This window comes from Bradyrhizobium sp. MV1.5 (assembly GCF_055807615.1).
This window is the reverse complement of record NZ_JBVVPL010000029.1, coordinates 58,711-83,608: the sequence shown is the minus strand read 5'-3', so window position 1 is coordinate 83,608 and position 24,898 is coordinate 58,711. Positions and strand designations below refer to the sequence as shown.

The 24,898-nt window shown below is 65.1% G+C and carries 23 protein-coding genes, 1 tRNA gene and 1 pseudogene; 12 read left to right on the top strand and 13 right to left on the bottom strand.

The genetic code is table 11. The features are described from left to right. Window positions 1-21 precede the first annotated feature (21 nt). Window positions 22-900, top strand: coding sequence for a DUF3280 domain-containing protein (locus AC0L2J_RS24760; RefSeq protein WP_473394813.1), 879 nt, complete (start codon window positions 22-24; stop codon window positions 898-900). Window positions 901-915: 15 nt separating this feature from the next. On the opposite strand, the gene AC0L2J_RS24755 is transcribed toward AC0L2J_RS24760, so the two are convergent. Genes AC0L2J_RS24755 through AC0L2J_RS24745 form a run of 3 tightly spaced genes read right to left on the bottom strand, consistent with a single transcriptional unit; the run spans window position 916 to window position 3,948 of the window. Next, a complete protein-coding gene (locus AC0L2J_RS24755; RefSeq protein WP_473394812.1) occupies window positions 916-1,947 on the bottom strand; it encodes an L-idonate 5-dehydrogenase in 1,032 nt (343 codons plus the stop codon). Between the two features lie 21 nt (window positions 1,948-1,968). After that, on the bottom strand, window positions 1,969-2,736 hold the full coding sequence (locus AC0L2J_RS24750) for an SDR family oxidoreductase (RefSeq protein ID WP_473394811.1): 768 nt from the start codon (window positions 2,734-2,736) through the stop codon (window positions 1,969-1,971). A gap of 12 nt (window positions 2,737-2,748) precedes the next feature. Next, entirely contained in the window at window positions 2,749-3,948 is a 1,200-nt protein-coding gene (locus AC0L2J_RS24745; protein ID WP_007611423.1) for a mandelate racemase/muconate lactonizing enzyme family protein, read from the bottom strand. Window positions 3,949-4,128: 180 nt separating this feature from the next. On the opposite strand from AC0L2J_RS24745, the gene AC0L2J_RS24740 reads away from it, so the two are divergent. Both AC0L2J_RS24740 and AC0L2J_RS24735 read left to right on the top strand, forming a co-directional pair. Continuing rightward, window positions 4,129-4,893 (top strand): GntR family transcriptional regulator, encoded by a 765-nt coding sequence (locus AC0L2J_RS24740; protein WP_473250840.1) that lies wholly within the window; start codon window positions 4,129-4,131, stop codon window positions 4,891-4,893. 19 nt (window positions 4,894-4,912) lie between these two features. Further along, window positions 4,913-6,277, top strand: a complete 1,365-nt coding sequence (locus tag AC0L2J_RS24735) for an MFS transporter (RefSeq protein WP_007611420.1) — start codon at window positions 4,913-4,915, stop codon at window positions 6,275-6,277. 71 nt (window positions 6,278-6,348) lie between these two features. Here AC0L2J_RS24735 and AC0L2J_RS24730 read toward each other — a convergent pair whose 3' ends face one another. The 3 genes from AC0L2J_RS24730 to AC0L2J_RS24720 form a co-directional block, all read right to left on the bottom strand. Next, the gene (locus AC0L2J_RS24730; protein WP_007611419.1) at window positions 6,349-6,585 is read right to left on the bottom strand and encodes a hypothetical protein; all 237 of its coding nucleotides are present in this window, start codon (window positions 6,583-6,585) and stop codon (window positions 6,349-6,351) included. A 98-nt stretch (window positions 6,586-6,683) separates the two neighbouring features. Continuing rightward, a complete protein-coding gene (locus AC0L2J_RS24725) occupies window positions 6,684-7,934 on the bottom strand; it encodes an arsenic transporter (RefSeq protein ID WP_473394810.1) in 1,251 nt (416 codons plus the stop codon). Window positions 7,935-8,222: 288 nt separating this feature from the next. Then, complete coding sequence (locus AC0L2J_RS24720; RefSeq protein ID WP_473394809.1) at window positions 8,223-10,700, bottom strand: PAS domain S-box protein; 2,478 nt, start codon at window positions 10,698-10,700, stop codon at window positions 8,223-8,225. Between AC0L2J_RS24720 and AC0L2J_RS24715 the strand changes: the two genes are divergently transcribed. The 5 genes from AC0L2J_RS24715 (at window position 10,701) to AC0L2J_RS24695 (ending at window position 15,527) form a co-directional block, all read left to right on the top strand. After that, on the top strand, window positions 10,701-10,919 hold the full coding sequence (locus tag AC0L2J_RS24715) for a hypothetical protein (RefSeq protein WP_473250836.1): 219 nt from the start codon (window positions 10,701-10,703) through the stop codon (window positions 10,917-10,919). Beyond that, window positions 10,916-11,998: a zinc-binding metallopeptidase family protein gene (locus AC0L2J_RS24710; RefSeq protein ID WP_473394808.1), complete on the top strand. Its 1,083-nt coding sequence runs from the start codon at window positions 10,916-10,918 to the stop codon at window positions 11,996-11,998. The genes AC0L2J_RS24715 and AC0L2J_RS24710 overlap by 4 nt, the downstream gene beginning before the upstream one ends. Before the next feature lie 183 nt (window positions 11,999-12,181). Continuing rightward, a complete protein-coding gene (locus AC0L2J_RS24705; RefSeq protein ID WP_007611415.1) occupies window positions 12,182-14,197 on the top strand; it encodes an acetyl-CoA carboxylase biotin carboxylase subunit in 2,016 nt (671 codons plus the stop codon). Window positions 14,198-14,364: 167 nt separating this feature from the next. Then, entirely contained in the window at window positions 14,365-15,231 is an 867-nt protein-coding gene (locus AC0L2J_RS24700) for an isocitrate lyase/PEP mutase family protein (RefSeq protein ID WP_473394807.1), read from the top strand. Beyond that, a complete protein-coding gene (locus AC0L2J_RS24695) occupies window positions 15,228-15,527 on the top strand; it encodes an acylphosphatase (RefSeq protein ID WP_007611410.1) in 300 nt (99 codons plus the stop codon). Before AC0L2J_RS24700 ends, AC0L2J_RS24695 begins: the two co-directional genes overlap by 4 nt. 8 nt (window positions 15,528-15,535) lie before the next feature. On the opposite strand, the gene AC0L2J_RS24690 is transcribed toward AC0L2J_RS24695, so the two are convergent. Then, complete coding sequence (locus AC0L2J_RS24690) at window positions 15,536-17,056, bottom strand: ATP-binding protein (RefSeq protein ID WP_473394806.1); 1,521 nt, start codon at window positions 17,054-17,056, stop codon at window positions 15,536-15,538. A gap of 151 nt (window positions 17,057-17,207) precedes the next feature. Continuing rightward, window positions 17,208-18,062: a LysR family transcriptional regulator gene (locus tag AC0L2J_RS24685; protein ID WP_473394805.1), complete on the bottom strand. Its 855-nt coding sequence runs from the start codon at window positions 18,060-18,062 to the stop codon at window positions 17,208-17,210. A 112-nt stretch (window positions 18,063-18,174) separates the two neighbouring features. On the opposite strand from AC0L2J_RS24685, the gene AC0L2J_RS24680 reads away from it, so the two are divergent. Continuing rightward, window positions 18,175-18,615: a tautomerase family protein gene (locus tag AC0L2J_RS24680; protein WP_473394804.1), complete on the top strand. Its 441-nt coding sequence runs from the start codon at window positions 18,175-18,177 to the stop codon at window positions 18,613-18,615. Between the two features lie 42 nt (window positions 18,616-18,657). Here AC0L2J_RS24680 and AC0L2J_RS24675 read toward each other — a convergent pair whose 3' ends face one another. Both AC0L2J_RS24675 and lipB read right to left on the bottom strand, forming a co-directional pair. Next, the gene (locus AC0L2J_RS24675) at window positions 18,658-19,371 is read right to left on the bottom strand and encodes a DNA helicase (RefSeq protein WP_473394825.1); all 714 of its coding nucleotides are present in this window, start codon (window positions 19,369-19,371) and stop codon (window positions 18,658-18,660) included. A gap of 184 nt (window positions 19,372-19,555) precedes the next feature. Then, the gene (gene lipB / locus AC0L2J_RS24670) at window positions 19,556-20,305 is read right to left on the bottom strand and encodes a lipoyl(octanoyl) transferase LipB (RefSeq protein WP_473394803.1); all 750 of its coding nucleotides are present in this window, start codon (window positions 20,303-20,305) and stop codon (window positions 19,556-19,558) included. An 80-nt stretch (window positions 20,306-20,385) separates the two neighbouring features. Between lipB and AC0L2J_RS24665 the strand changes: the two genes are divergently transcribed. The 3 genes from AC0L2J_RS24665 (at window position 20,386) to AC0L2J_RS24655 (ending at window position 21,789) form a co-directional block, all read left to right on the top strand. Further along, window positions 20,386-20,628: a FliM/FliN family flagellar motor switch protein gene (locus AC0L2J_RS24665; protein ID WP_007603171.1), complete on the top strand. Its 243-nt coding sequence runs from the start codon at window positions 20,386-20,388 to the stop codon at window positions 20,626-20,628. 185 nt (window positions 20,629-20,813) lie between these two features. Continuing rightward, window positions 20,814-20,898: transfer RNA gene (locus tag AC0L2J_RS24660), tRNA-Leu, on the top strand. 282 nt (window positions 20,899-21,180) lie between these two features. Next, window positions 21,181-21,789, top strand: a complete 609-nt coding sequence (locus AC0L2J_RS24655) for a cysteine hydrolase family protein (RefSeq protein ID WP_473250832.1) — start codon at window positions 21,181-21,183, stop codon at window positions 21,787-21,789. Between the two features lie 12 nt (window positions 21,790-21,801). On the opposite strand, the gene AC0L2J_RS24650 is transcribed toward AC0L2J_RS24655, so the two are convergent. The 3 genes and pseudogenes from AC0L2J_RS24650 to AC0L2J_RS24640 form a co-directional block, all read right to left on the bottom strand. Continuing rightward, entirely contained in the window at window positions 21,802-22,962 is a 1,161-nt protein-coding gene (locus AC0L2J_RS24650; RefSeq protein WP_473394802.1) for a DUF305 domain-containing protein, read from the bottom strand. Continuing rightward, on the bottom strand, window positions 22,959-23,138 hold the full coding sequence (locus AC0L2J_RS24645) for a CsbD family protein (protein ID WP_473394801.1): 180 nt from the start codon (window positions 23,136-23,138) through the stop codon (window positions 22,959-22,961). Before AC0L2J_RS24645 ends, AC0L2J_RS24650 begins: the two co-directional genes overlap by 4 nt. Before the next feature lie 143 nt (window positions 23,139-23,281). Next, window positions 23,282-24,885: pseudogene (locus AC0L2J_RS24640) on the bottom strand (alpha-amylase family glycosyl hydrolase). Between the last annotated feature and the right edge of the window lie 13 nt (window positions 24,886-24,898).

Below are 24,898 nucleotides of genomic sequence, written 5' to 3'. Positions count from 1 at the left end.
TCCGTCACACGAGGCACATTTATGCACCTCCGCCGGTTGATCCTGTCAGTCTGTCTCCTTGTCGTCCTCCCGGCGTCTTATGCGCTTGCCGAAACCGCCATCGGCGTCGCCATGGACGATTTCAGTTATACCGATACGTCGGCTGAACCCGCCAACCAGACCGCCGCCCACGAGCGACGGCTGGCGGCCTTCATGGCCGCGCTCCGGCAAGACATCGGCGAAGACCGGCGCTACCGGCTCGTGCCGTCGGCCCAGGACGGCGCGGCGTTCAAGGTCATCGGCGGCATCCAGAAGACGAGCACGCTGGTACAATGGGCCAAGGTCGCCGTGATCGACGTCGGCGCCAAAAAGGTCGTGATGGACAAGCTCTACACCTTCCGTGGCGACAATGATGAATCATGGCAGCGTGCCGAGATCTTCGTGTCGCGCGAGATCATGGCCGCACTCGGCACACCCGCGCCGATCGCACTCGCGGTGTTCGAATTCGAGCTCGACGACAACACCGCGGCGCCGGCCGCCGGCCTCGCGGCCGCGGATGCATCCTATCTGGCCGAAGTGACCGGGAGTGTCCGCGACGCCCTCGGCCGATCCGGCCGCTACCGCCTCGTCGATGTCGGCAGCACGAACGAGAAGGCGGTGAAGGCACGCGCTTTACGCGACTGCGGCGGCTGCGAGGCGGCGATTGCGCAAGGGCTCGGTGCGGATCAGTCGCTGATCGGGGTGGTGCGGCGGGTCAGCCGTACCGAATATACGCTCGGCTTCCAGGTGCGCGATGCCAGGACCGGCGCGGTGCTCGCACGCGGCGACAGCGGCCTGCGCCTGGGCGCGGACTATTCCTGGAAACGGGGCGCGGTGCGGCTGGTCAGTGATCGCATGATCGAGAACCAGCCGCAGCAATAGGCCTCAGGCGCGGCCTCAGAACGTCAGCTGCACCTTCATCGACTGCGAGCGGTCGCTGGCGAGCTCGAACGCCGCGACCGCGTTCTCGAACGGCATGGTCGCCGTGATCAGCGGCTTGACGTCGATCAGGCATTCGCCCATCAGCCGCACCGCCAGCTCGAACTCGGGATCGAAGCGGAAGGTGCCGCGCAGCTGCAATTCCTTGGCGACGATGGAGTTGATCGGTAGCGTCATCTCGCCGCCGAGGCCGAGCTGCACCAGCGTGGCACCAGGCCTGAGCACGTCGAGGGCGGTGCGGAGTGCGGCCTGGTTGCCCGAGGCTTCGAACAGCGTGTCGAAAACACCCTTGCCGATGCGCCACGGATCAAGCGCCGTGGCATCGGTCGCGACGTTGATGGCGTGAGTGGCGCCGAGCTTTTTGGCGACCGCGAGCGGCGCGTCGGCGACATCGGTCACGACGATCTCGGCGGCGCCGCCGAAGCGCGAGACCAGGATCATCAGCGCGCCGATCGGGCCGCAGCCGGTGATCAGGACGCGCTTGCCGAGCAGGGGGCCGGCCTGCTTGCCGGCATGCAGGCACACCGCGAGCGGTTCGGCGACCGCGGCTTCCGCCAGCGACAGCTTGTCGGCGATCGGAACGGCCTGCGCCGCATCGACCGTGATGAATTCGCGAAAGCCGCCCTGCACATGGGGAAAGCGCATCGCGCTGCCAAGGAAGCGCATGTCGAGGCACTGGTTGCGCATGCCTTCCTGGCAATGCAGGCACTGGCCGCACGGCTTGCTCGGATTGACTGCGACGCGGGTGCCCGGCTTCACGTTGGCGACGCCGTCACCGACGGCCGCGACCACGCCGGCGATCTCGTGCCCCAGCGCCATCGGCTGCTGGATCCGCACGACGCCGAAGCCGCCGTGATGATAATAGTGCAGATCGGACCCGCAGATGCCGCCGTTCGCGATCTTGACGCGGACTTCACCCGGACCGGGCGCTGCATCGGGATAGAGGTCGATCCGCAGATCTTTCGGTGCGTGAATGACGACGGCGCGCATGCTCTCGTTCCCTGTTCGCGATTACATCGCGGCGATCATGCCGCCATCGACATAGATGATCTGGCCGTTGACATAGGTCGAGGCATCCGACGCCAGGAAGATCGCAGCGCCCACCAGCTCGTCCGGTCGGCCCCAGCGCTTGGAGGGAACGCGGCCCATCAGCCAGGTGTTGAAGTCGGTGTTGTTGACCAGCGCCTCGTTCATGTCGGTCAGCATGTAGCCGGGGCCGATCGCGTTGGCCTGGATGCCGTGCTGGGCCCATTCCACCGCCATCGAGCGGGTCAGGTTCTTGATGCCGCCCTTGGCGGCGGTGTAGGGCGCAATCGTGGGACGCGCGAGCTCGCTGCCGAGCGAGCCGATATTGATGATCTTGCCGTGCTTGCGCGGGATCATGCGCTTGGCCGCCTCGCGGCCGATCACGAAGGCACTGGTGAGGTTGGTCTCGATCACCTTGCGCCACTCGTCGGTGGTGAACTCCACCAGCGGCTTGCGGTGCTGGATGCCGGCATTGTTGACGAGGATGTCGATCGCGATGCCCTTGTTGTCGAAGTCGTTGAAGGCGGCGACGATCGCGGGCTCGTCGGTGACGTTGAAAGCAGCACCCTCCGCCTGGTGGCCGGCGGCGCGAAACTCCGCGACGGCCTGCTCGACGCGCTTCGGATCGACGCCGTTGACGATGATCCTGGCGCCGGCCTTGGCCATGCCCTCGGCGATGGCGCGGCCAAGGCCGCGGGAGGAGCCGGTCACGAGCGCGGTGTGGCCGGAAAGGTCGAAGAGGGCGGTGCTCATCTCAAAATATCCTCACACGTTGGAACGGCGCACGGTCAAATCGGAACGGTCGAATACGGCGGGCAGAAGGTCGACGCCGAGGCCGGGGCCTTCCATCGGATAGACGAAACCATCTTTGATCGTGGGCATGGTGGTGACGAGCTCATTGTACCAGCCCTTGTAGAAGGCGCGCACCGATTCCTGGATCAGGGTGTTGGGCTGGCTGAACGACATGTGGATGGCGGCGATGAAGCCGATCGGGCCGATGCAGTCGTGCGGTGCGAAGGGCCGGTGATAGGTCTCGGCCATCGCCGCGATCTTGCGGCCCTCGGTGAGGCCGCCGGTCCAGCACAGATCCGCCATCACCACGTGCATGGCGTCGCGGTCGAGCATGTCCTTGTAGGGGAAGCGCGAGCCGAGCGTCTCGCTGGCGCAGACCCAGACGTCGGTGCAGCGGGCATATTCGGCCAGCGCCTGCGGCGAGTTCATCCGGATCGGGTCTTCGTACCAGGTCGGCTTGTAGGGCTCGAGCGCGCGCGCGATCTGTTTTGCGGTGGGCAGGTTCCACAGCGAATGGAGCTCGACCATGATCTCCATCTTGTCGCCGACGGCCTTGCGGATTTTTTCAAACGGCTCGATCGCGTGCTTCATCTGGGCGGCCGTGATGTACAGGCCCTTGTTCTCCTGCGCCGCCGGATCGAACGGCCAGATCTTCATCGCCGAGATGCCGCTCTCCAGCAGGTTTTCGGCAAGCGCATCGGCGTGGTGCATGAAGCCGTCGAGATCCTCATAGGGCCCCTTGGCAGCGCCAAGATTCCAGTTCGCGACCGGGCTGATATTGGTCGAGCGGACATATTGGGTGCCGGCGCAGGTGTTGTAGATGCGCTGCTTGTCGCGGCAGAGGCCGCCGAGCATCTGGTGCACCGGCTGATTGCAGACCTTTCCGAACAGGTCCCATAGCGCGATGTCGATTGCCGACGCCGCGCGATATTCGACGCCGGTGGACGACTGCGCCATCGGCAGGTTCAGCATGTCGCGGTGGATCGCCTCGATGTGCAGCGGGTTGCGGCCGAGCAGGCGGCCGGCAAAGGTGTCGTGGATCTGGGCCTCGACCGCGCCGGCGCCGTAGAAGGTTTCACCGAGACCGATCATGCCCGTGTCGGTGTGGACGCGCACCCAGATGACGTTGGAGAATTCTTCGGTGCGCAGCGTCTCGATCGACGTGATCTTCACGGCAATACTCCTCCCATCGCAGGCGCGCGCAGCGCCGTCTTGTTGTCATTCCGCACCGCAACATGGTGCGGGCGCATGCCAAGTCTTACGCTCGCTTGTAATATATCACAACATGTTTTAGGGATATCACCAACAAGGCGTCGCCCTGCAACGACGGCGCGGGCTGAGGGGAGAGACGACATGGCAACGCGCAAGCGCGCGCTCGGGGTGGTGAGGAACGACGATGCCGAGGGCAAGCCCTCCCGGCGCAACCGTCTCAACTTCTTCGAGCTGGCCTATCAGAGGATCGAAGAGCTGCTCGTCCATTGCGAGCTCAAGCCCGGCCAGTTCATGACGATGCTTGAATTGCAGCACATCACCGGATTCGGCCGCACGCCGGTTCATCACGCCGTCAATCGTCTCTCCGCCGATACGTTGATCATCATCCGTCCGCGTCACGGTCTTCGCATTGCGCCGATCGATCTGGCACGCGAGCGCATGCTGCTGGCTTTGCGCCGCGACATGGAGCGCTTCGTGATCCGGCTTGCGGCCGACCGCGCCAGCCTTTCGCACCGCAATCAGGCGCTGCACATCGAGCGCCTTCTGCGCGAGCGCCGCGCCAATCTGACCCTCGACGAGTTCAACCACATCGACCGCCGCATCGACGCGCTGGTGCTGGAGGCGGCAGGCGAACCGTTTCTGGTGCACACGCTGCGGCCGCTGCACACGCTGTACCGGCGCATCGGCTACATCCACCACCGTTTCATGCCGGGACAGGCCGAGCTTTCAGGAACAATCGATCATCATCTGGCTATTCTTAATGCGGTCGCCAGCCGCCGCGTCGAGGACGCGGTGAAGGCGAGCGATGCACTGATCGACTACATGGGCGAGATGTTCACCGGCATGGAGGTGGGGATCGACCCGCGCCTGCTCGATTGCAGCATCGAGCCGCTGCTCGGCACGTAAAAGTTCAGGAGGACCAAAGATGTCGACGATGGCGATGCCACAACCGACCGCGAGCGAAGCCGCGGTCCGCTACCTCATCACGAACTACAGCCCCAAGGGCAACAAGGTCGGCTGGCTGATGATGGCCTCGATCCTGGTCGAAGCCTGGGATCTCTATTCGATCGCCTTCGTGCTGATCTTCATCAAGGAGCAGTACAATCCCGATCCGCTGATGCTGGGCCTGGCCGCGGCAGGTACGCAAGGCGGCGCCATGATCGGCGCACTGCTCGGCGGCTGGCTTTCCGACAAGATCGGCCGCCGCGTCATGTTCCTGGTGACGATGGTGATGTTCATCGTGCTGGCGCTGGCGCAGGCCTTCGTGCCCAGCGTCGGCTGGCTCGTCGTGATCCGCTTCCTGCTCGGCATACCGCTCGGTTCGGACATCTCGACCGGCTACACCTACATCATGGAATCCATGGCCAAGGGTGAGCGCGAGGTCATGGGTAACCGCTGGCAGTTCATGTTCGCGGTCGGCGAGGTCTTGACGATCGGCGTCATCGTGATCTTCCTGCTGTTCGACATTCACCACGAGACGCTGTGGCGGGTGACGCTCGGCCTCGGCGCGCTGCCGGCGCTGATTATCCTGATCATGCGGCACGACGTGCCTGAGACGGCGGTGTGGCTGGTGCAGAAGGGACGCTACCGCGAGGCCAAGCAGGTCGCGCGCGAGATGTTCAACGACGATCTCGCCATGCTGCCGGACCGTGACGTGGAGGTGCCCAAGGTCTCCACCCGTGCGTTCCTCGCCGACCTCAAGAAGGATCCGATCCGCTGGCGCGCCACTATCTACGGCTGGATCGCCTGCTTCGCGCAGGCCAGCGAGTTCTCGACCTTCGCGTTCTACCTGCCGGTGCTCTTTGTGATGGTCGGCGTGTCGAGCGTGCTCGGCATCAATCTGGTGACGATGGCGCTATTCTCCTTCGCCGCCGTGTCGGGCTGGGTCGGTCCGCTGCTGACCCCGAAGATCGGCCACCGCGGCATCTCGATCGCGGGCTTCTCGATCGTGCTGGTCTCGCTGTTGGTCGCGGCCTTCGCGCTCTACACCGACAACAAGATCCTGCTGCCGTTCGCGGCCGCCGCGATGCTGTGGGGCCATTATTGGGATGCGTCGAACTGCATGACGATCCCGACCATGGTCGCCAAGCCGAAATATCGCGGCACCGCCAGCGGCTTCGCTTACATGTTCGTGAAGCTGCCGTCGTTCCTGGCGATCTTCCTGTTCCCGACGGTGTTCGCCGCGATTGGGCAGGCGAATGCCACGCTGATGGTCGCGATCTTCCCGCTGATCGGATTGCTCGCCGCAATCTTTATCCTGCCGGAAGTCTACGGCTACGAGAACGATTGACGATGCGTGACCCGGTCGCGGCCGTGGTGGCCGCGATCGGGCTTTTCCCGTGGACGCGCCGGCGCGAACGGCTACGGGCTCAGGAAGATGGAATCGATCCCGGCGCCATGGCTGAGCAGGCCGATCGCCTGAAGCTGTGCGCTGTGCAGGTCGATCTCCACGATGGCGAACAGGGTCAGCAGCACCACGACCGAAAAGACCAATAGCGGGTGGGATGTTTCGCCCCGGCCTTGGTCCGCTGTGGTGAAGCCTTGAAACGTGCGGCGCAGGGAGAAGCTCTGCGGCAATGCTTTCGACTGGATCTGCATGATGAACCTTCCTTGCCGCGCGGTATCAGGCCGCGCGACAAGGTGAAGTATAGGCCCGGCGTCAGCGGCGACATTGATGCGCCGCAAACTGCGCGCGATTACCAGATCGCGGCCGCAAGCGCCGCGATCAAGGCGGGCGGCGTCACCAGCAGTCCGAGCTTCAGGAACGGCCAGGCGCCGACTTCGATCTTCTCCCGCCGCAGCGCCACCAGCCACAGGATGGTGGCGAGCGAACCGGTCACCGACAGATTGGGCCCGAGATCGACGCCGATCAGGATGGCGCTCACGACCGGCGCGGGCAAGTGATCGCTGGCGGCAACCGAGCCGGCAACGAGGCCGACGGGAAGATTGTTCGCGATGTTGTCGGCGACCGCGGTGGCGATGCCGACGCTCCACGCCGCCTTCGTCACGGATTGCCCGACGGCTTCATGCAGCAGCGCGCTGAGCTGCCCGATCACGCCCGTCTTGATCAGCGCTTCCACCATCACGAACAGGCCGCCGACCAGCGGCAGCACGCTCCAGGAGACGCCGCGCAGCACGGGGAGCGGCGATTGCCGGTTGAGCAGCAGCACGATTGCGGCTGTCACCACGCCGCAAACGAAGGTCGGCAGGCCCAACTCCTTGTCCAACGCGGAGGCCGTGACCAGCACGATTCCGATCGCCACGATGCCGATGGCCGTCAGCTTGCCGCCGCGGCCGAGCTTTGGATGCGGCACGCTGCTTGCGATCGTCTCTTCCTTCAGGGCGCGGTGCTGGGTCAGGCGCAGCACGACATAGGTCAGAAGGATCGAGGCCGCCGAGGGCAGGGCGAACAGGCGCAGCCATTCGGTGAGCGCAGGCATGTGGGCCCCGAACACGACCAGATTGGCCGGATTGGAGATCGGCAGCACGAAGCTCGCGGCGTTGGCGATGAAGGCGCAGACGAACAGATACGGCAGCGGCTTGGCGCCGGCCGCGCGCGTCGCTGCATAGACGGCGGGCGTCAGCACGATCGCGGTGGCGTCGTTCGAGAGCAGGACGGTGACGAGCGTGCCGACGATGTAGATCAGCAGGAACAGCCGCTGCGGCGAGCCGCCGGCATATTCCACGGCGAGCGCTGCAAGGTAGTCGAACAGGCCTTCGAGCCGCGCCAGTTCGGCGATCAGCATCATGCCGATCAGGAAGAGATAGACATCCACGCCTTTCTCGATGCCGGTGAGCGCATCCCGCCAAGGCAGCAGGCCGAGCAGCACGAGCGCACCGGCGCCGATGACGGCCCAGATCGCCTCCGGCAGGCGAAAGGGCCGGATAATGACGCCTGCGGTCGCGGCGACGATGATGCTCCAGGCCAGGATGGCGTCAGACGGCACGTTCGATCCCTAGGATGTGTCGGTTCATTCGGCAGCGATAGCGGAAGCCGCCGCCGCTGTCTTCCCCCGCGGGCGCGGACCGCCGTCTGCGATCTGCCGCGTCTCGGTGCCGAGTTTCGGTCTATGATTTTGTTCAAAGCCTGTTGGGTTGGGGCGGCGCGATAGCGTCGTCATTGCGAGCGGAGCGAAGCAATCCAGACTGTCTCCGCGGAGCGAGTTCTGGATTGCTTCGTCGCAAGGGCTCCTCGCAATGACGGAATCTGTGGAGGCGTCTCGCGATGTTCACTCTCACCGCGCCATCGACGGCTTTGCCGTGATCGCCTTGCGCAAGATGCGCGACAGCGATTCGACCGAATACGGCTTCTGGATCAGCTCGAAACCGCGATCGGCGTTCTCGGCGAGAACGTTGCTGTAACCAGAGGTGAGCACGACGGGCAGGCCCGGATAGCGTTCGCGGATGATGCCGGCGAGCTCGACGCCGTTCATGCCGGGCATGATGACGTCGGAGAAGACGAGGTCGACGGCGAACTCGTTCTCGCCGAGGATGGCGAGCGCCGCATTGGCGTTGGCGGCACGGCGGACGACATAGCCGAGGTCTTCCAGCAACTCCGTGGAGAACCGGCCGACCTCGTCGTCGTCTTCCACCACGAGCACGCGATAGCCGCGCCCGGTGGCCGCGGCCTCATAGGTCAGCGCCGCCGCTTCCTGTTCCGTGGCGGGGCTTTGCGCCTGCGGCAGATAGATGGTGAAGGTCGCGCCTTCACCAAGCGTGCTCGTCACGGCGATGTCGCCCTCGGACTGCTTTGCGAAGCCGAAGGCCTGGCTCAGGCCGAGGCCGGTGCCCTTGCCGACCTCCTTGGTGGTGAAGAACGGCTCGAAGATGGCCTCGATGTTTTCCGGCGCGATGCCGCTGCCGGTGTCGGCGACCGAGATCGCGACATAGTCGCCGCCGCGCGCCGATTGCGCTCGCAGGTTGGGGATGCCCTGAACTTTCCGGACCGCTATCGTAAGGCGGCCTTCGCCGTCCATGGCGTCGCGTGCGTTGATCGCGAGGTTGATCAGCGCGGTCTCGAACTGCGCGATATCGGCGACCGTGAAGCAGTCGCCATCGTGAACCTCCACCGCGATGTCGATGCGGCCACCGACCAGCGGCCGCACCAGTTGCGCGACGCCTTCAACCTGGCTGGCGACGTTGAAGATCTGCGGTTTCAGCGGCTGCCGGCGCGCGAAGGCCAGCAGCTGGGCGGTCAGCTTGGAGGCACGCTCGACGGTGTCGGAGATGGCATCGACATAACGGCGGCGGCGCTCCTCCGGCAGCTCGCGGCGGCGCAGGAAATCGGTGGCCGAGCGGATGATGGTGAGCAGATTGTTGAAGTCGTGCGCGACGCCGCCGGTGAGCTGGCCGATCGCCTCCATCTTCTGCGATTGCCGCAACGCTTCCTCGCCGCGGCGGCGTTCGGTGATGTCGACAGCCTCGGGCACCGCGCCGGTGATGTTGCCGTGGCGGTCGAGCACCGGGCGCATGCCGAACTCGAAATCGCGCTCGCCGATGGGAAGGCGCAGGCGCATCTCCAGCCGCACGGCTTCGCCCTTGAGCACGGTGTCGAAGGCCTCGCGCACCAGCGCGCTCATGCCCTCCGTCGCGCTGAACCAGGGCGTCTGCCACAGCGGCTTTCCGATCACGTCCGCGGGGCTCGCCTTGATGCCGTCGAGTGCGTTCTTGTTGGCGTAAAGCAGCTCGCCCCTGAGATTGACGAGGCCCTGATACTGGTTGCTGGTCTCCAGGATCGCGCGCAGCCGCGCCTCGTTGGATTCGAGCTCGGCGGTGCGCTCGACGATGCGTTCTTCCAGCGTCTCGTTGAGCTGCCGGAGCTCGATCTCGGCCTGCTTGGCCACCGTGATGTCATGGGCAACGCCGATGAAGCCGATATGCCTGCCGGTCGGGTCCCAGCGCGGCTGCGATTCCGAACGTAGCCAGCGCCATTCGCCGGCGGCGTTCTTGTAGCGGGCTTCCAGCACGAACGGTTTGAGCGATGCTTCGCCCTGAACGGATTGCTGCAGCACGTGCGGCAGGTCGTCCGGATGCAGCACCTTGCGCCAGTCGAAGGCAATGGCCTGGTCGTAGGGCAGGCCGACGAAATCGACATAGGCCTGGTTGGCAAAGGACCGTGTGCGGTCGAGTTTCGTGACCCAGATCGGCACCGGCGCGCTGTTGGCGATCAGCCGGAAGCGCTCCTCGCTCTCGCGCAGGGTCTCGCGCACCAGCATCTGGTCGGTGACGTCGATATGGGCGCCGACGAGGCGGAGGGCGCGGCCGCCACCGTCGCGCTCGATCTTGGCAACGACTCGGATCCAGCGGGTCTCGCCGTCGCTGGGGCGGATGATGCGGTATTCGGCGGTGTAGTCCTCGCTGGTGCCGGACAGCGCGTCGATGAAATGCTTCACCGTAGCGTCGCGCTCGTCGGGATGAATGCGATTGACCCAGTCCTCGTGCGACTCGTCGGCGGCTTCCGGCGGCAAGCCGTGGAGCATCAGATATTCCGGCGAACGGCGGTTCTTGAAGCCTTCGCGGAAGTCGACTTCGAGACCGCCGACCTTGCCGATGCGCTGGATGCGCGCAAGCTCGGCTTCGCGCTCCTGGAGCGCGCGATAGGCGTTGTCGCGCTCGCGTGCGACGTCTTCCAGGTGCTGGCGCAGCCTTTCGGCGGCGAAGGTCTCGGGCAAAGGATCGTTCAAGGCGGTGGCCGTTGTGATGCGGGAGCGCACGTGGCCGACCGATATTCACACAGACGAAGCGTGATGGCCATTGCTCAAAGGAAATATGGAAAGAAAGACGTCGCCGAATGCAGTGTGGTGGGCATGAACGAACGCCGGGTCTGGCTATTTGTTCCGAACCTTGGAACGATGAGCCTTCCGGGCGCGTATCTCCGGGGCGCTACAACTTTCATTCCCAAAAGCTCCCTTTCCGAAGAGGCTAAATCTTGAAGCTTTTTGTCTGCCAGGCCTGCGGCAACGTCCTCTATTTCGAGAACCGCGCCTGCGAACGCTGCGGCCATCGGGTCGCGTTCCTGCCGGAGAAGGAGACGATGTCGGCGATCGAGCCCGACGGAGAGGCTCAAGGTGGGGCCTGGCGGACGCTGGCTACCAAGGGCGAAAGTCGCATGCTGTGCAGCAATGCCGAGCATGATGCATGCAACTGGCTGACGGATGCGGGCGATACCACCGGCTATTGCCGCGCCTGCCGCCATAACGGCGTCGTGCCGGACCTGTCGGATCCAGCGCAACTCGCTGGCTGGCGCGAGCTGGAGATGGCGAAGCACCGGCTGTTCTATTCCCTGATCCGCTGGAAGCTGCCGCTCCAGACCCGGCAGGACAATCCCGAACATGGCCTGATCTTCAATTTCCTCGCCGACGATCCGCAGAGCGGGCAGAAGGTCCTGACCGGCCACGACAACGGCCTGATCACGATCGCGCTGACCGAGGCGGACGACATCGAGCGCGAGCGGCGCAGGCTGGAGATGGGCGAGCCCTACCGGACGCTGCTCGGGCATTTCCGCCACGAGGTCGGGCACTATTTCTGGGATGTACTGGTGCGCGACGGCGGCAAGCTGGACGAATGCCGCGCCGTGTTCGGCGACGATTCCGCCGATTACGGCCAGGCCTTGCAGCGCCACTATGCCGAAGGCGCCCCGGCTGACTGGCAGCAGAACTACGTTTCAGCCTACGCGACCACGCATCCCTGGGAAGATTTCGCCGAGACCTGGGCGCACTATCTTCACATCGTCGACACCCTGGAGATGGCCAGCGAGTTCGGCATGGAGGTGCGGCCCAAGGTGGACCGCGACGGGGAGTTGACGACGCGCATCCGCTTCAACCCTTACGAGGCGAGGGACGTGGAGGCCATCGTCAACGCATGGCTGCCTTTCACCTTCGCCATGAACAGCGTCAACCGCGCCATGGGCATGCGCGACCTCTATCCATTCATCCTCTCGCCGGTCGTTGTCGACAAGCTCGGCTTCATTCATGGCCTGGTCCGGGACGTGGGCAAGGCCGGGAAGCCGTAGGCCGTCCGGGGCCTGCCAGGCCCGTTTCGGTCTTGCTTCGGTCTTGCGCTGGTACGCCAGAGGGGCCGGATTTTGACCGTTGCCTCCGGCCTATTTTGATGTACCACGGGAGCCACACGGCCCCTCCCATAGGCTCCAACGGCCAGGGAAGGGTCCCGCCCAAGGTCGAGACTCAAGAAAAGCATGTTCAAACGCATTCTGATCGCCAATCGCGGCGAAATCGCCTGCCGGGTCATCAAGACCGCTCGCCGCATGGGAGTTCAGACGGTCGCGGTCTATTCCGAGGCCGACCGCGACGCTCTCCACGTCGAGATGGCCGACGAGGCCGTGCTGATCGGCCCGCCGGCTGCGGCCGAGAGTTATCTGGTGATCGAGAAGATCGTGGAGGCCTGCCGCAAGACCGGCGCCGAGGCCGTGCATCCCGGTTACGGCTTCCTGTCCGAGCGCGAGGCGTTTCCGCGCGCGCTGGAGGCGGCCGGCATCGTCTTCATCGGCCCCAACCCGGGCGCGATCGCGGCGATGGGCGACAAGATCGAATCCAAAAGGGCTGCCGCGAAGGCAAAAGTCTCGACCGTGCCCGGCTATCTCGGCGTCATCGAGGACGCCACGCACGCGGTCAGGATCGCCGACGAGATCGGCTATCCCGTGATGATCAAGGCCTCCGCCGGCGGCGGCGGCAAGGGCATGCGCATCGCGCATTCGACCTCCGAGGTCGCCGAGGGTTTCAACCTCGCCAAGGCCGAGGCCAAGGCCTCGTTCGGCGACGACCGCGTCTTCATCGAGAAGTTCATCGTCGACCCCCGCCACATCGAGATCCAGCTGCTGGGCGACAAGCACGGCAACGTGATCTATCTCGGCGAGCGCGAATGCTCGATCCAGCGCCGCAACCAGAAGGTCATCGAGGAAGCACCGTCGCCGCTGCTCGACGAAGCCACCCGCCGCAAGATGGGCGAGCAGGCGGTCGCACTCGCCAAGGCCGTGAATTACGACTCCGCCGGCACCGTCGAATTCGTCGCGGGGCAGGACAAGAGCTTCTACTTCCTGGAGATGAACACGCGCCTCCAGGTCGAGCATCCCGTCACCGAGCTCGTCACCGGCGTCGACCTCGTCGAGCAGATGCTCCGCGTTGCCGCCGGCGAGAAGCTCGCCATTGCGCAGAAGGACGTCACGCTGACCGGCTGGGCAGTGGAGTCGCGCCTCTACGCGGAGGACCCGTTCCGCAACTTCCTGCCCTCGATCGGTCGCCTGGTGAAATACCGTCCGCCGGCGGAAGCGAGCCAGGACGGCATCACCGTGCGCAACGACACCGGCGTGCAGGAGGGCGGCGAGATCTCGATCCACTACGATCCGATGATCGCCAAGCTCGTCACCCACGCGCCGTCACGCGCGGCCGCGATCGAGGCGCAGGCCACCGCACTGGACTCGTTCTACGTGGACGGTATCCGTCACAACATCCCGTTCCTGTCGGCGCTGATGCATCACCCGCGCTGGCGCGAAGGCCGGCTCTCCACCGGCTTCATCGCCGAGGAATTCCCCAGGGGCTTTGCCGTGCGCGTGCCGGAAGGCGAGGTCGCACGGCGGCTTGCCGCGGTCGGCGCCGCCATCGATCACGTGCTCGGCGAGCGCAAGCGGCAGATTTCCGGTCAGATGGGCGGCCGCATCGTGCAGCGCGAGCGGCGCCGTGCGGTCTGGCTCGAGCGCCAGGAGATCCTGCTGGAGATCGCGCGCGAGGGCGAGGCGGTCGCGGTGCGTTTTGTCGATGCCGACGGCAAGGCTGGCAATGCGCATCTGTTGCAATCGCCGTGGAAGCCGGGCGATCCGGTCTGGCAGGGCACCATCGACGGGCACCTCGTGGCGGTGCAGGTGCGCCCGATCGCGAACGGCATCCGCCTCGCGCATCAGGGCGTCGAGGTGCCGGTCTATGTCTGGACCGAAGCGGAAGCTGCCTCGGCGCGGCTGATGCCGGTGACCACGGCTGCCGACACCGGCAAGAAGCTGCTATGTCCGATGCCCGGTCTCGTGGTCTCGATCGCGGTGACCGAGGGGCAGGAGGTCAAGGCCGGCGAGACGCTCGCGGTGGTCGAAGCCATGAAGATGCAGAACGTGCTGCGCGCCGAGCAGGACGGCACGGTGAAGAAGATCCACGCCAGCGCCGGCGCGACGCTCGCGGTGGATGCGCTGATTTTGGAATTTGCGTAGGGGCCCAATGTCGTCCTGGCGAAAGCCAGGACCCATTACCCCAGGGAGTAGTTGTTGATGGCGATGGTGGCCGTCATTTTCTGCCACCATATCCAATTGTGGTAATGGGTCCTGGCTTTCGCCAGGACGACGGCGGGGACGCAATTCGCACTAACCGAGACATCACCATGGCCTTTCGTTCCCGCCGCGAAAAATTGCGATCGATCCTGTCGGGCGCGACTTGCGTCCATCCCGGCTCGGTCTACGACGCCATCTCGATCCGCATCGCCGAGGATCTCGGTTTCCCGCTCGGCATGTTCGGCGGCTCGGTGGCTTCGCTCGCGGTGCTCGGCGACCCCGACATCACGTTGATCACGCTCACCGAGCTTGCCGAGCAGATGCGGCGGATGTCACGCGCGGCAACGCTTCCGGTGCTGGTCGATGCCGATCACGGCTATGGCAACGCGCTCAACGTGCGCCGCACGGTGCAGGAGCTGGAGATGGCGGGCGCCGCCGGCCTCACCATCGAGGACACGCTGCTGCCGGCTGGGTTCGGCGAGGCGAAGACGCAGCTGATCTCGCTGGAGGAGGGCGTCGGCAAGATGAAGGCGGCACTCGACGGCCGCGGCGATCCTTCGCTCGTCATCATGGGTCGCACCGGTGCGGCCTCGATCACTTCGACGGAGGATGCGATCCGCCGCGCCAGGGCTTATGAGGCTACTGGCGTCGATGCGCTGTTCTTCACCGGCATCAAGTCGCGCGCCGAGCTCGAGGCCGTCGCATCCGCCACGCATCTGCCGATCGTGCTCGGCGGCGCGCCGGAGGAGTTGAACGTGCTCGAATACCTCGCTGGCCAGCGCGTGCGCATCGCGCTTCAGGGCCATGCGCCGATCGCGGCCGCAACACAGGCCGTCTACGAGACACAGAAGGCGCTGCGCGACGGCACTGCGCCGAAGAATCTCAAAGGCCTCCCGTCATCGGACTTGACCAGCCGCATCACGCGGGAGGCCGACGTCAAGGCGCGGAGCGCCGACGTCCTCGGACTGCAACAATGAGCCGGGCGATCCTCCAGGTCATGATCCGCGGCCGCGTGCAGGGCGTCGGCTACCGGGCCTGGCTCGAGTATCAGGCGACGACGTGCGGTCTCGAAGGCTGGGTCCGCAACCGCCGCGACGGCAGCGTCGAAGCGCTGTTCGCAGGGCCGCCGAAGCACGTCGCCGACATGGTGGCGCTGTGCCGCCACGGCCCGCCGTCCTCGCGCGTCGACAGCGTCACCAGCGAGACGGCCGACGCCGATGAGCTGAACTTGCGCCGGGCAGGCGAGGCGTTTTCGGTGTTGCCGACGGTGTAGCTCAAGAATCACCGCGGCAGCTTGGCGATTGCCTCGCTCAATTCGTGGATCTCGTAGGGCTTGCGCAGGATCGGGAAATCGCCGCGCACGCCTGCGGCGACTTCGCTGTAGCCGGTGGCGAGCAGGATCGGCAGGCCGGGGCGGATCTGGCGGAGGTGATGGGCGAGGCTGAGCCCGTCCATCTTGCCGGGCATGACGATATCCGAGAACACGAAGTCGACGCCGTTCTTCTCGATCTCGCTCAAGGCGGCTTCGGCGTCCGCGACGCGACGCACCTGATAACCGAGCTGCTCCAGAAGACCGATGCTGACGGCGGCGACGTCCGGATTGTCCTCGACCAGCAGCACCGTGCCGCTGCCCTGGAACGCCGGTTCTCCCGCCGCCTCGCGCGATGGCTCGTCTTCTCCGCGCGGCAGGAGGATGGTGAAGGTCGTGCCCTTGCCGAGCGCGCTCGCGACCCGGATCGTGCCGCCGGCCTGATGGGCGAAGCCGTGCACCTGGGAGAGACCGAGGCCGGTGCCCTTTCCGATCGGCTTGGTCGTGAAGAACGGCTCGAAGATCTTGTCGAGAACGTCGGAGGGAATGCCGAGGCCGGTATCGCTGACGTCGATCGCGATGAATTCGCCCACGAGGGGATCCTCGTCGAGCACGAGATTGCGCGCTGCGATCGTCACCGTGCCTCCGTCGGGCATCGCGTCGCGGGCATTGATGACGAGGTTGAGCAGCGCGGTCTCGAGCTCGGAAACGTCGGTCCTGATCGGCCAGACGTCGTCGCTGACGTCGAAGGCCAGGCGCACGGAGCTGCCGACGCCGGCATCGAGCACCTCGCGGATCGCCGCGATGCGGTCGGCGAAGTCGATCGCCTGCGGATTGACGCTCTGCCGCCGCGCGAACGTAAGGAGCTGGTTGGTCAGCGCCGCGCCGCGCTTGGTAGCGGTCTCGATCGCCGAGATCGCGCGCTGAAGCTTGGGGTCGTCGTTGGCCCCTCGTTTCAGCATGTGGAGGCTGCCGCTGATGATCATCAGGAGGTTGTTGAAGTCGTGGGCGACCCCGCCGGTGAGCTGGCCGAGCGCATCGAATTTCTGGGATTCGGCGAGCTGCTTCTGCATCGCCTCGAGCTTGAGCTGGGTATTGCGGCGCTCGGTGATGTCGCGCGTGATCTTCGCGAAGCCGACCAGCTCGCCGGCCTCGTAGATCGGATCGATCACGACGCTGGCCCAGAAGAAGGTGCCGTCCTTGCGGACGCGCCAGCCTTCCTCCTCGTAGCGGCCCTTTTCCCGCGCAATCCCGAGCGCCCGGGCGGGCTTGCCGTTGGCGCGGTCGGTCTCGGTGTAGAAACGCGAAAAGTGCTGGCCGAGGATCTCCCCGGGCGAATAGCCCTTGATGCGCTCTCCGCCGATGTTCCAGCTGGTGATTCTCCCGGTGGGATCCAGCATGTACAGGGCGTAGTCCGCGACCCCTTCAACCAACAGGCGGAAACTGCGTTCGCTTTCGAACAAATCCCTCTGCTGACTAGACTTCTCGATCATTCCCGGACCCTGCCTTAACCGGGGCAAACGCGGTAGGTGGCGGATTGTTCCGAAGATTTGGAACCTTTTTAGGCAATATTGCGGGCCCGTATGCAGGGCGCAAGCTAGCGGACGCTCGCAGCGTTAGGCGATCTTGTAAACCGGTCTGGCGTCAGACCGCCGCCGCGCTCCGGAACGTCGCCGCCACCGCGCGCAGCGCCGCAAGCTTTGCGGGATCGCTGATCTTCGAATGCAGCATCACCTTGGAGCTGCCGAGTTTTGGCAGCTTCTGGACTGGCCCGATGTCGACCAGCCCAGGAGGTGCGATCCGTCGCGCCAGCGGCGCGATTGCAAGTCCGGCGAGCGCGGCTGCCACCACGGCGGTGACGCCACCGCCGACAAAACGCTCACGCCATTTGAGGCCGGCCTTGTCGAGCGCGCGTACGGCGATGGCACGGACGCCGCAGGGCGGAGCGAGGGTTGCGAGCGGCAAAGGCTGCCCCTTTGGCACGGTGAAGCGTCTTGACGCGAACCAGCCGAACTCGTCCTCGGCCAGCCTCTCGCCGCCGCGCCGGCTGCCTTCCTGGCGCACGATCACCGCATCCAGTTGGCCGGAATCATAGGCCTCCTGCATCTCGCGTGAGAAGCCGATGGTGACGGCGAGGGTGAGGTTCGACGACATCGCATGCAGGCGTTCGAGCAGCGGTACCAGCTCCGGCCCCGCGGCATGGTCGGAGATGCCGAGCGAGAGCGACTGCGCGAGCGAGGCCTCGCCCGACAGCGCGCGGTCATGTGCCGCGATCAGCGCGCGGGCGCGATCGAGGAACGTCGCGCCGTCTGCCGTGAGCCGGACCGCGCGCGGCGAGCGCTCGACGAGGCGCCTGCCGAGCAGCGTTTCCAGCCGTTGCAGCTTGAGGCTGACGGCCGCCTGGGTCGTGCCAAGGACCTCGGCAGTACGCGTAAAGCTCTGGAGGTCGGCGACCAGCAGGAAGGCCTGGACAGTGGCGATGTCGAGCGTTGCTGTCATTACGATATCTTATCACTGGTATCAACAGAGATAAGATACCAAAATGTAGAGGGCGGGTCTAGCTTCTCATCAACGCCGCGCAATACCTGCGCGACATCCGAGGAGAACGACCATGCCGCTGATCACCGTGTCCTACACCACCTCCCGCCAGTCGCCTTCGCTGAAGGCCGACATTGCGAGCGCCGTGTCCGAGCTCACCGCAAAGATCCTGCACAAGGATCCTGAGGTCACCGCCATCATCGTGAAGTCGGTGGAGGCGGGCGACTGGTTCGCCGGCGGCAAGTCGCTCGCAGAGCAGAAGCTCGCGAGCTACTGGATCGACATCCACGTCAGCGAAGGCACCAACACCAAGGACGAGAAGGCCGCCTATCTCGCCGCGATGTTCCAGCGCATGGCCGGGATCCTGGGCCCGCTGCATCACGAGACCTATCTGCATGTCGATGAGGTCAAGGGCGACGCCTACGGCTTTGGCGGCCTGACCCAGGAGCGGCGCTATATCGCCGGCAAGCTCGAGGTTTCCCCGAGAAGGCGTGAGGAGGGAGGCCGCGGGTGAACGATCTCACCCGCGGCCTGAACCGGTTGGGCCTCCTGATCGTCAGCTCGCTATGCGAAGCTGAACTTCGTCCTTGTTCAGGAAACAGGTCTTGTCGAACAGCTTCAAATCAAGCGGGTTCGGCAGCCTGACATCGTCCAGGTCAGGGCAGGGTTTGAGCGAGGGATCATAGGAGCGGTCGATCTGCGAGATGAAGACGACGATCAATCCCTTGTCGCGCGCGAATGATTTCAACGCGCGCACCTGAACGGTGAGATCGGGATTTTCCCGCCGCTGATCGAGCAGTTGCAGATAGTCGATCACCACGACCGTGCCGCGCGGTGCTGCGGCCATCTGCTTGACGACGTAATCGGCACTGATGGCGTCGGAGCAATCGACCTCGAGGAGTTTTTCGAATTGCGCCGGGTCTACGCCGACGCTCCGAAGGCGATCCAGAACGTCTTTCTCGGTGTATTCGAGCGAGAAGAACGCGGCGCGGTGGCCCGACCGCATCGCCTCCACCGCAAGCTCGAGGCTCATCAGGGTCTTGCCCTGGCCGGGGCGCGCCCCGACCAGCACCAGGTCACCCGGTTGGAATTGCGGGAAAAACCTGTTGGCCGGGCTCGCTGCGGCCGCTTTCGCCGCGAGCATGCTCCAGGCGGAAAAGCCTTCCGTCGCGGCGATGCGATCGAGCGCATCGTGCAGCGGGATGCCTTCCTCGCGGGACAGACGCTTCGCTTTCCGTTTCAGTTGATAAATGGGCGCAGACAGTTTCATCATGAGAACCTCCCATTGCGAGCATGATCGCAACCCCTCCTTATGCTTGGCGCTCGAACAGTCGGTCCGATGATCAATTCGCCCGGCATGACATCTACTTTCCCGGCGGAGGGGGGAGGCGTGGGCGACACCGGGATCAAGCGTAGCTGATTCCGGGTTTGCGGAGAATGAGGGAGACCGGAAGTTAGGCCGCTGCTTCCGGCATCAGCGCCCGGGTCGGCCCGAACAGCTCCTCGAAGGCCTGCCGGAGCGCGACGTCGACATCGGACATCGTCACGAGCTGGCCGAGATCGACCAGCGAGGTGACGCCGTAGCGGGGATCGGCGACGCCGCAGGGCACGATGCCGGCGAAATGCGACAGCTCCGGCTCGACATTGATGGCGATGCCGTGAAACGAGACCCAGCGCTTCAGTCGGACGCCGATCGCCGCGATCTTGTCCTCGTGCTCGGGTCCCTTGTCGGGCCGCTTCACCCAGACGCCGACCCGGTCCTCGCGCCGCTCGCCACGGATGTTGAAGGCGGCGAGCGTCCGCAGGATCAATTCCTCCAGGCTCGCGACATAGGCCCGGACATCCGGCCGGCGGCGCTTCAGGTCGAGCATGACATAGGCCACCCGCTGGCCGGGCCCGTGATAGGTGAGCTGGCCGCCGCGCCCGGTGGCAAAGGTCGGGAATCGGGCATCGAGCAGGTCGGTGGCCTTGCCCGAGGTGCCGGAGGTGTAGAGCGGGGGATGTTCCAGCAGCCAGACCAGCTCCGGAGCTTCACCCGCTGCGATCGCCGCGACGCGCGCCTCCATTTCGGCCACGGCCTCCGGATAGGGCACGGGCGCGTCCGAAATCCGCCACTCCACGGGCTCGCCGGAGGAGGCGGAAAACGCCGTCAAATCGAGCTCTTGACGCTGGTTTTGGCGGGGGTTTTGGGGTGAATTAACCATTGGCTAACCATAACCGGGTGATGATCCCAGGTGCAAATATCAAGTCCCTAGTCCTAGTCCCAAGTTGCGGTGGTGCTGCAGTGCCTACTCTCGACAAAGTCACCGTGGATCTCATGGTCGTCCTCGGGACGACCACCATGCCGATCCATCAGGTATTACGTCTTTCCCGCGGCGCCATCATCGAGCTGGACGCAACCGAGGCCGACGAGGTCAAGGTTCTGGCCAATAATTTGCCGGTCGCCTCCGGCGTCGTGCTGGTCGACCGCAACCGGATCGCGGTCGAGGTCAAGCAGATGCTGCCACGTATCCCGGGCACGCGGTAGCGGCCTGGGCATACGGTAGCGGCCCGGGCAGGCGGAAAAGGCCGATCCCGGCGCGAGGAGCCGGAACTTTCCTGCCAAGCTTGTGGAATTCAGGGCCTTTGGAGGCTTGTACCCCTCTGACGGATTTGTTAGATCGGCGCCGTTGATCCGGTTGGCCTTCAAGCCTCAAGCCGGCATCCCCAAAAGCGCTCGTGGCGGAATTGGTAGACGCGCTGCCTTGAGGTGGCAGTGAGTAAAATCGTGGGGGTTCGAGTCCCTCCGAGCGCACCATTTGGCCACCTCGGTATTGATATTCCTTGGTTATTGATGCCCTCCGGGGGCGTTGCTGCGCAGGGCCCGAATGGCGCTGCCGACGTGAGCCGGGGTCCCGAGCACCGTTCCGATAAAGCGATGATCGTCCTCATTCCATGGCTCCGGCATTGTTCGATTCGGCGCTGCGGCTGGATCGCGCGTGATGGGGAACGATGATCGTCGGGATCGCATTTGCAGTCGGTGAGGTCGCTGCGCAAATGCCGGCTGCGGCGCGTGGCTATGGTTCGACGGTGAAGGACGATGAGAGACAGCGCGTCGGAAGTGACCGACATCGGCGACGCCGTTCACTTGTGCATCGACATGCAGAACATCTTCGCTCCGGGCGGTCTCTGGGAGACGCCATGGATGGCGCGAGTGTTGCCGACGATCGCCTCGATCGTTTCGCGCCATCAGGCCAGAACGATCTTCACGCGATTTATCACGCCCGAGAACCCGGAGGATCGGCCCGGACAGTGGCAGCGCTATTTTCGTCGCTGGCAAGAGGCGACCCGCAAGCATCTGCCGCCATCCGGTCTCGAGCTTGTGCCGGCCCTGGGCCGCTTCGTTCCGCCGGCTGCCGTCATCGACAAGCCGGCCTATTCGGCGTTCAGCAATCCCGGCCTCGCCGGTCTGTTGATCGACAAGAATGTCGGCACAGTCGTGATCACGGGCGCAGAGACGGACGTCTGCGTGCTCTCGACGGTCTTGAGCGCCGTCGATCTCGGCTTTCGGGTCGTCATCGTCGAGGATGCGCTGTGCAGCTCGTCCGACGTCGGCCATGATGCACTGATGACGATGTACCGCACCCGCTTTCACGGTCAGGTCGATCTGATGACCGCCGAGGAATTGGCCGAGTTCTGGCGCGAGTAGGGGACGATCCGCTCAATTGACATTGTCGCCGAGCATGTTGCGGAAGGCGGTGGCGACGACGGCAATGCCGCTGGCGCCGTGCATCAGCGCGATCTCGCCCTGCTGCTCGTGGCGGATGGCGTGGGCCATCACACGCAGGCGCAGATCGCCGCCGCTATGCCACATCTGGTCGGCCATCCTGACCGCGCCGGCGTGATGCTTGCTCATGGTCTCGACGAACAGCGTGTCGAATTGGTCCGCCGGCGCGGCCTTGACCTGTCGCATCTCGGCCTGTGTCAGGAAGCCCGGCATGGCGGCACGTTCGTCCGAGCTGCAATCGGGCATCTCGGTGTCGAACCAGCTCAGCCACCAGGTCTCGAAAATCCGGTTCTCGCCGGTCTGGCTTGCGACCATCAGCATCGCCAGCTTTCGCAGATGCGGGTCCTGCGCGCGCTCCGCGGCGATCCGCGCCAGGTCGATGCCCTGGGCGTGATGCGCGGTCATATGACGGATGTAAGTCTGGTCCGCGTCCCTGTCGCGGCCCATCCATGGCGGCTCGTAACCATGGCTGCCGAACAACGCGGCCGCGCCGAGCAGTACGATCAAAGCCATCGCGCCGGTGGTCCAGGCATTGGTGAAGCGAACATCGCGCGCGGGTGCCGCGCCTCGTCTCCAGCGCAACCGGGCGAACAGGGGATACATCACGGCGGAGGAGCCATGGACGAGCAGGCCGATCCAGTACGGCTGCTGCAGCGTGAACAGCGGCTGCCAGAACGGAAACAGCGGCACCAGCACGAACCATTCCATGCTTGACGAGAACACGGCCCAGGGCAGGGCGAGCAGCAGGATCGCCAGCGGCCGCAGGTCGGCGGTCCAGCGCCCGAGCACGCCGAAGAACACCAGCGCCCAGGAGAAGTCCGCCCATTGGTGGAAGGCGATCCCGGCAAGGATCGCGCTCCACGACGGCTCTGCGCTGATCGCCCAATCGCGCGCGGGGATGGCGGCGACCGTCATCCAGTCGACGGCGGCATCGCGTCCGATGCGTGCGGCGAAGAGCTGGCTGACGATGGTCGAGATGGTGCTGCTGATCAGGCCGAGTTCGGCAGCGGCGATCCAGCGAGAGCGTCGCCGTGAGGCGGCTTCATCACCGGGACGAATTGAACTGGAAATGGTTGACGGCGCGGCGGCGTTCACGTCAGCTGATTGAGTTTCTTCAACGGATTGAGTTCGCTCGGCTTGCTCTGTTCGTCCCGGCCGCGCTCCGCTTGCTCCTTGCCTTCCTCATGGAGATCCTGATCGCCGACGATCTCGCCGACCGCCTGTTTCGCCTTGCCAGCGATCCGCTGACCGAGGCCCTTGGTCCTGCTCATGGTCTGCCTCCAGGCTCACGCCGCGGCGCCGGCGCTTGAAGGGGATGAGCGCCGGGGCCGCGGTTTCCTCTATTCAGCCTCCGGCAGGGGGGACGTCGGAAGCGTTGATGAGACGCGCTGACCCGCGGATGGTTCCTCGGCCGTCATCTTGGCTCGAGTTCGATGATCACGCCTTCATTGCCGCGGAGCAGGATGGTGGCGCCCGGCAACGGCTCGGACGGCAGGTCGAGATGCGTCGACATCAGCAGGCGGCCGCGACCTTGCCAATGCCATTTCCGCGGCTCGGCGGCGATGTTGAGCGCGACCAGAATTTCCTTGCCGCCATCCGTCCGCCTGTAGGCAAGAACGTCGTTCTGCGAGCGAGCGGCTCGTAGCCGCCGTGGCGCAGGCACGCGTGCTCGCGCCGCAGCGTCATGAGCGCGCGAAACAGCGCCAGGATCGAACGCGCATCGCGCTGCTGCGTGGCCACGTTGGCCGCGCCGTCGGGCGGCTCGAGCGGCAGCCATGGATTGCCGGTCGTAAAGCCGCCGTTGCTGCTGTCATCCCATCGCATCGGCGCGCGTTCGGGATCACGGCAAAGGCCATAGCCCGGCACGAGCTTCTCGAAGGGATCGCGGACGCGGTCGGCCGGAATGGGAACGCGCTTGCGGCCGATCTCGTCGCCCATGAAGAAGAACGGCGTTCCCCGCAGCGTCAGCAGCAGCATCGCCAGCACGCGCATTTGCGGCTCGCCGATCTTGCTCGCGATCCGTTGCTTGTCGTGACCACCGATCACCCAGACCGGCCATGCATGATCCGGGATGGCGTTGAAATAGGCATCGATCGTTGCCTGCAGGGACAGCGCGTCCCATTGCGAGTCCAGCAGTGCGAAATTGAGCGGCAGATGCAGGCGCGGACGGTCGTTGCCGTAGAAGTGGCCGATGCGGTCGGTCTTGCCCTGGACTTCACCGCACAACATCCGCCCAGGATAACCGTCGATCATCTCGCGGATGAATTCGATGCAGTCCATCGTCTCCGGCCGATCGTCGGTAAAGACGGGCGTCTGGCGCTGCGGCGGCGGCTTGCCTTTCGCTTGCGGGTTATGCGGATTGTCGCGCAGCAGCGCGTCCTTGATCAGCACCGCGCTGGCATCGACGCGAAATCCGTCGACGCCGCGATCGAGCCAGAAGCGCATGGCATCGGCAATCGCGGCGCGCAGCTGCGGGTTGCGCCAGTTCAGATCGGGCTGCTCAACCAGGAATGAATGGTAGTAATATTGCCGCCGCGCTTCGCACCATTCCCAGCCGCTGCCGCCGAAGCGGCTCAGCCAGTTGTTGGGCGGGCCGCCATTCTCGGCCGCGTCGGCCCAGATGTACCAATCGGCCTTCGCGCTGTTTCGTGAGCTGCTGCTCTCGACGAACCATGCGTGATCGTTCGCGGTATGGTTGGGCACGAGATCGAGGATCACGCGGATCTCCGCGGCGTGCAGGGCCTTGAGCAGGCGGTCGAAGGCCTCGAGGCTGCCGAACGCAGGGTCGATGGAGCAGTAGTCGGAGATGTCGTAGCCGAGGTCGCGGAACGGACTCTTGTAGACCGGCGTCAGCCACACCGCGTCGACGCCGAGCCATTTCAGATAGTCGATCCGCGACGTCAGGCCCGCAAGGTCACCCTTGCCGTCGCCATCCGAGTCCTGGAACGAGATCAGTGCGATTTCGTAGATGACGGCGGATTCCCACCACGCACCTTCGTCACGGGACGCCTCGCTCATTGTCTTGCATCAC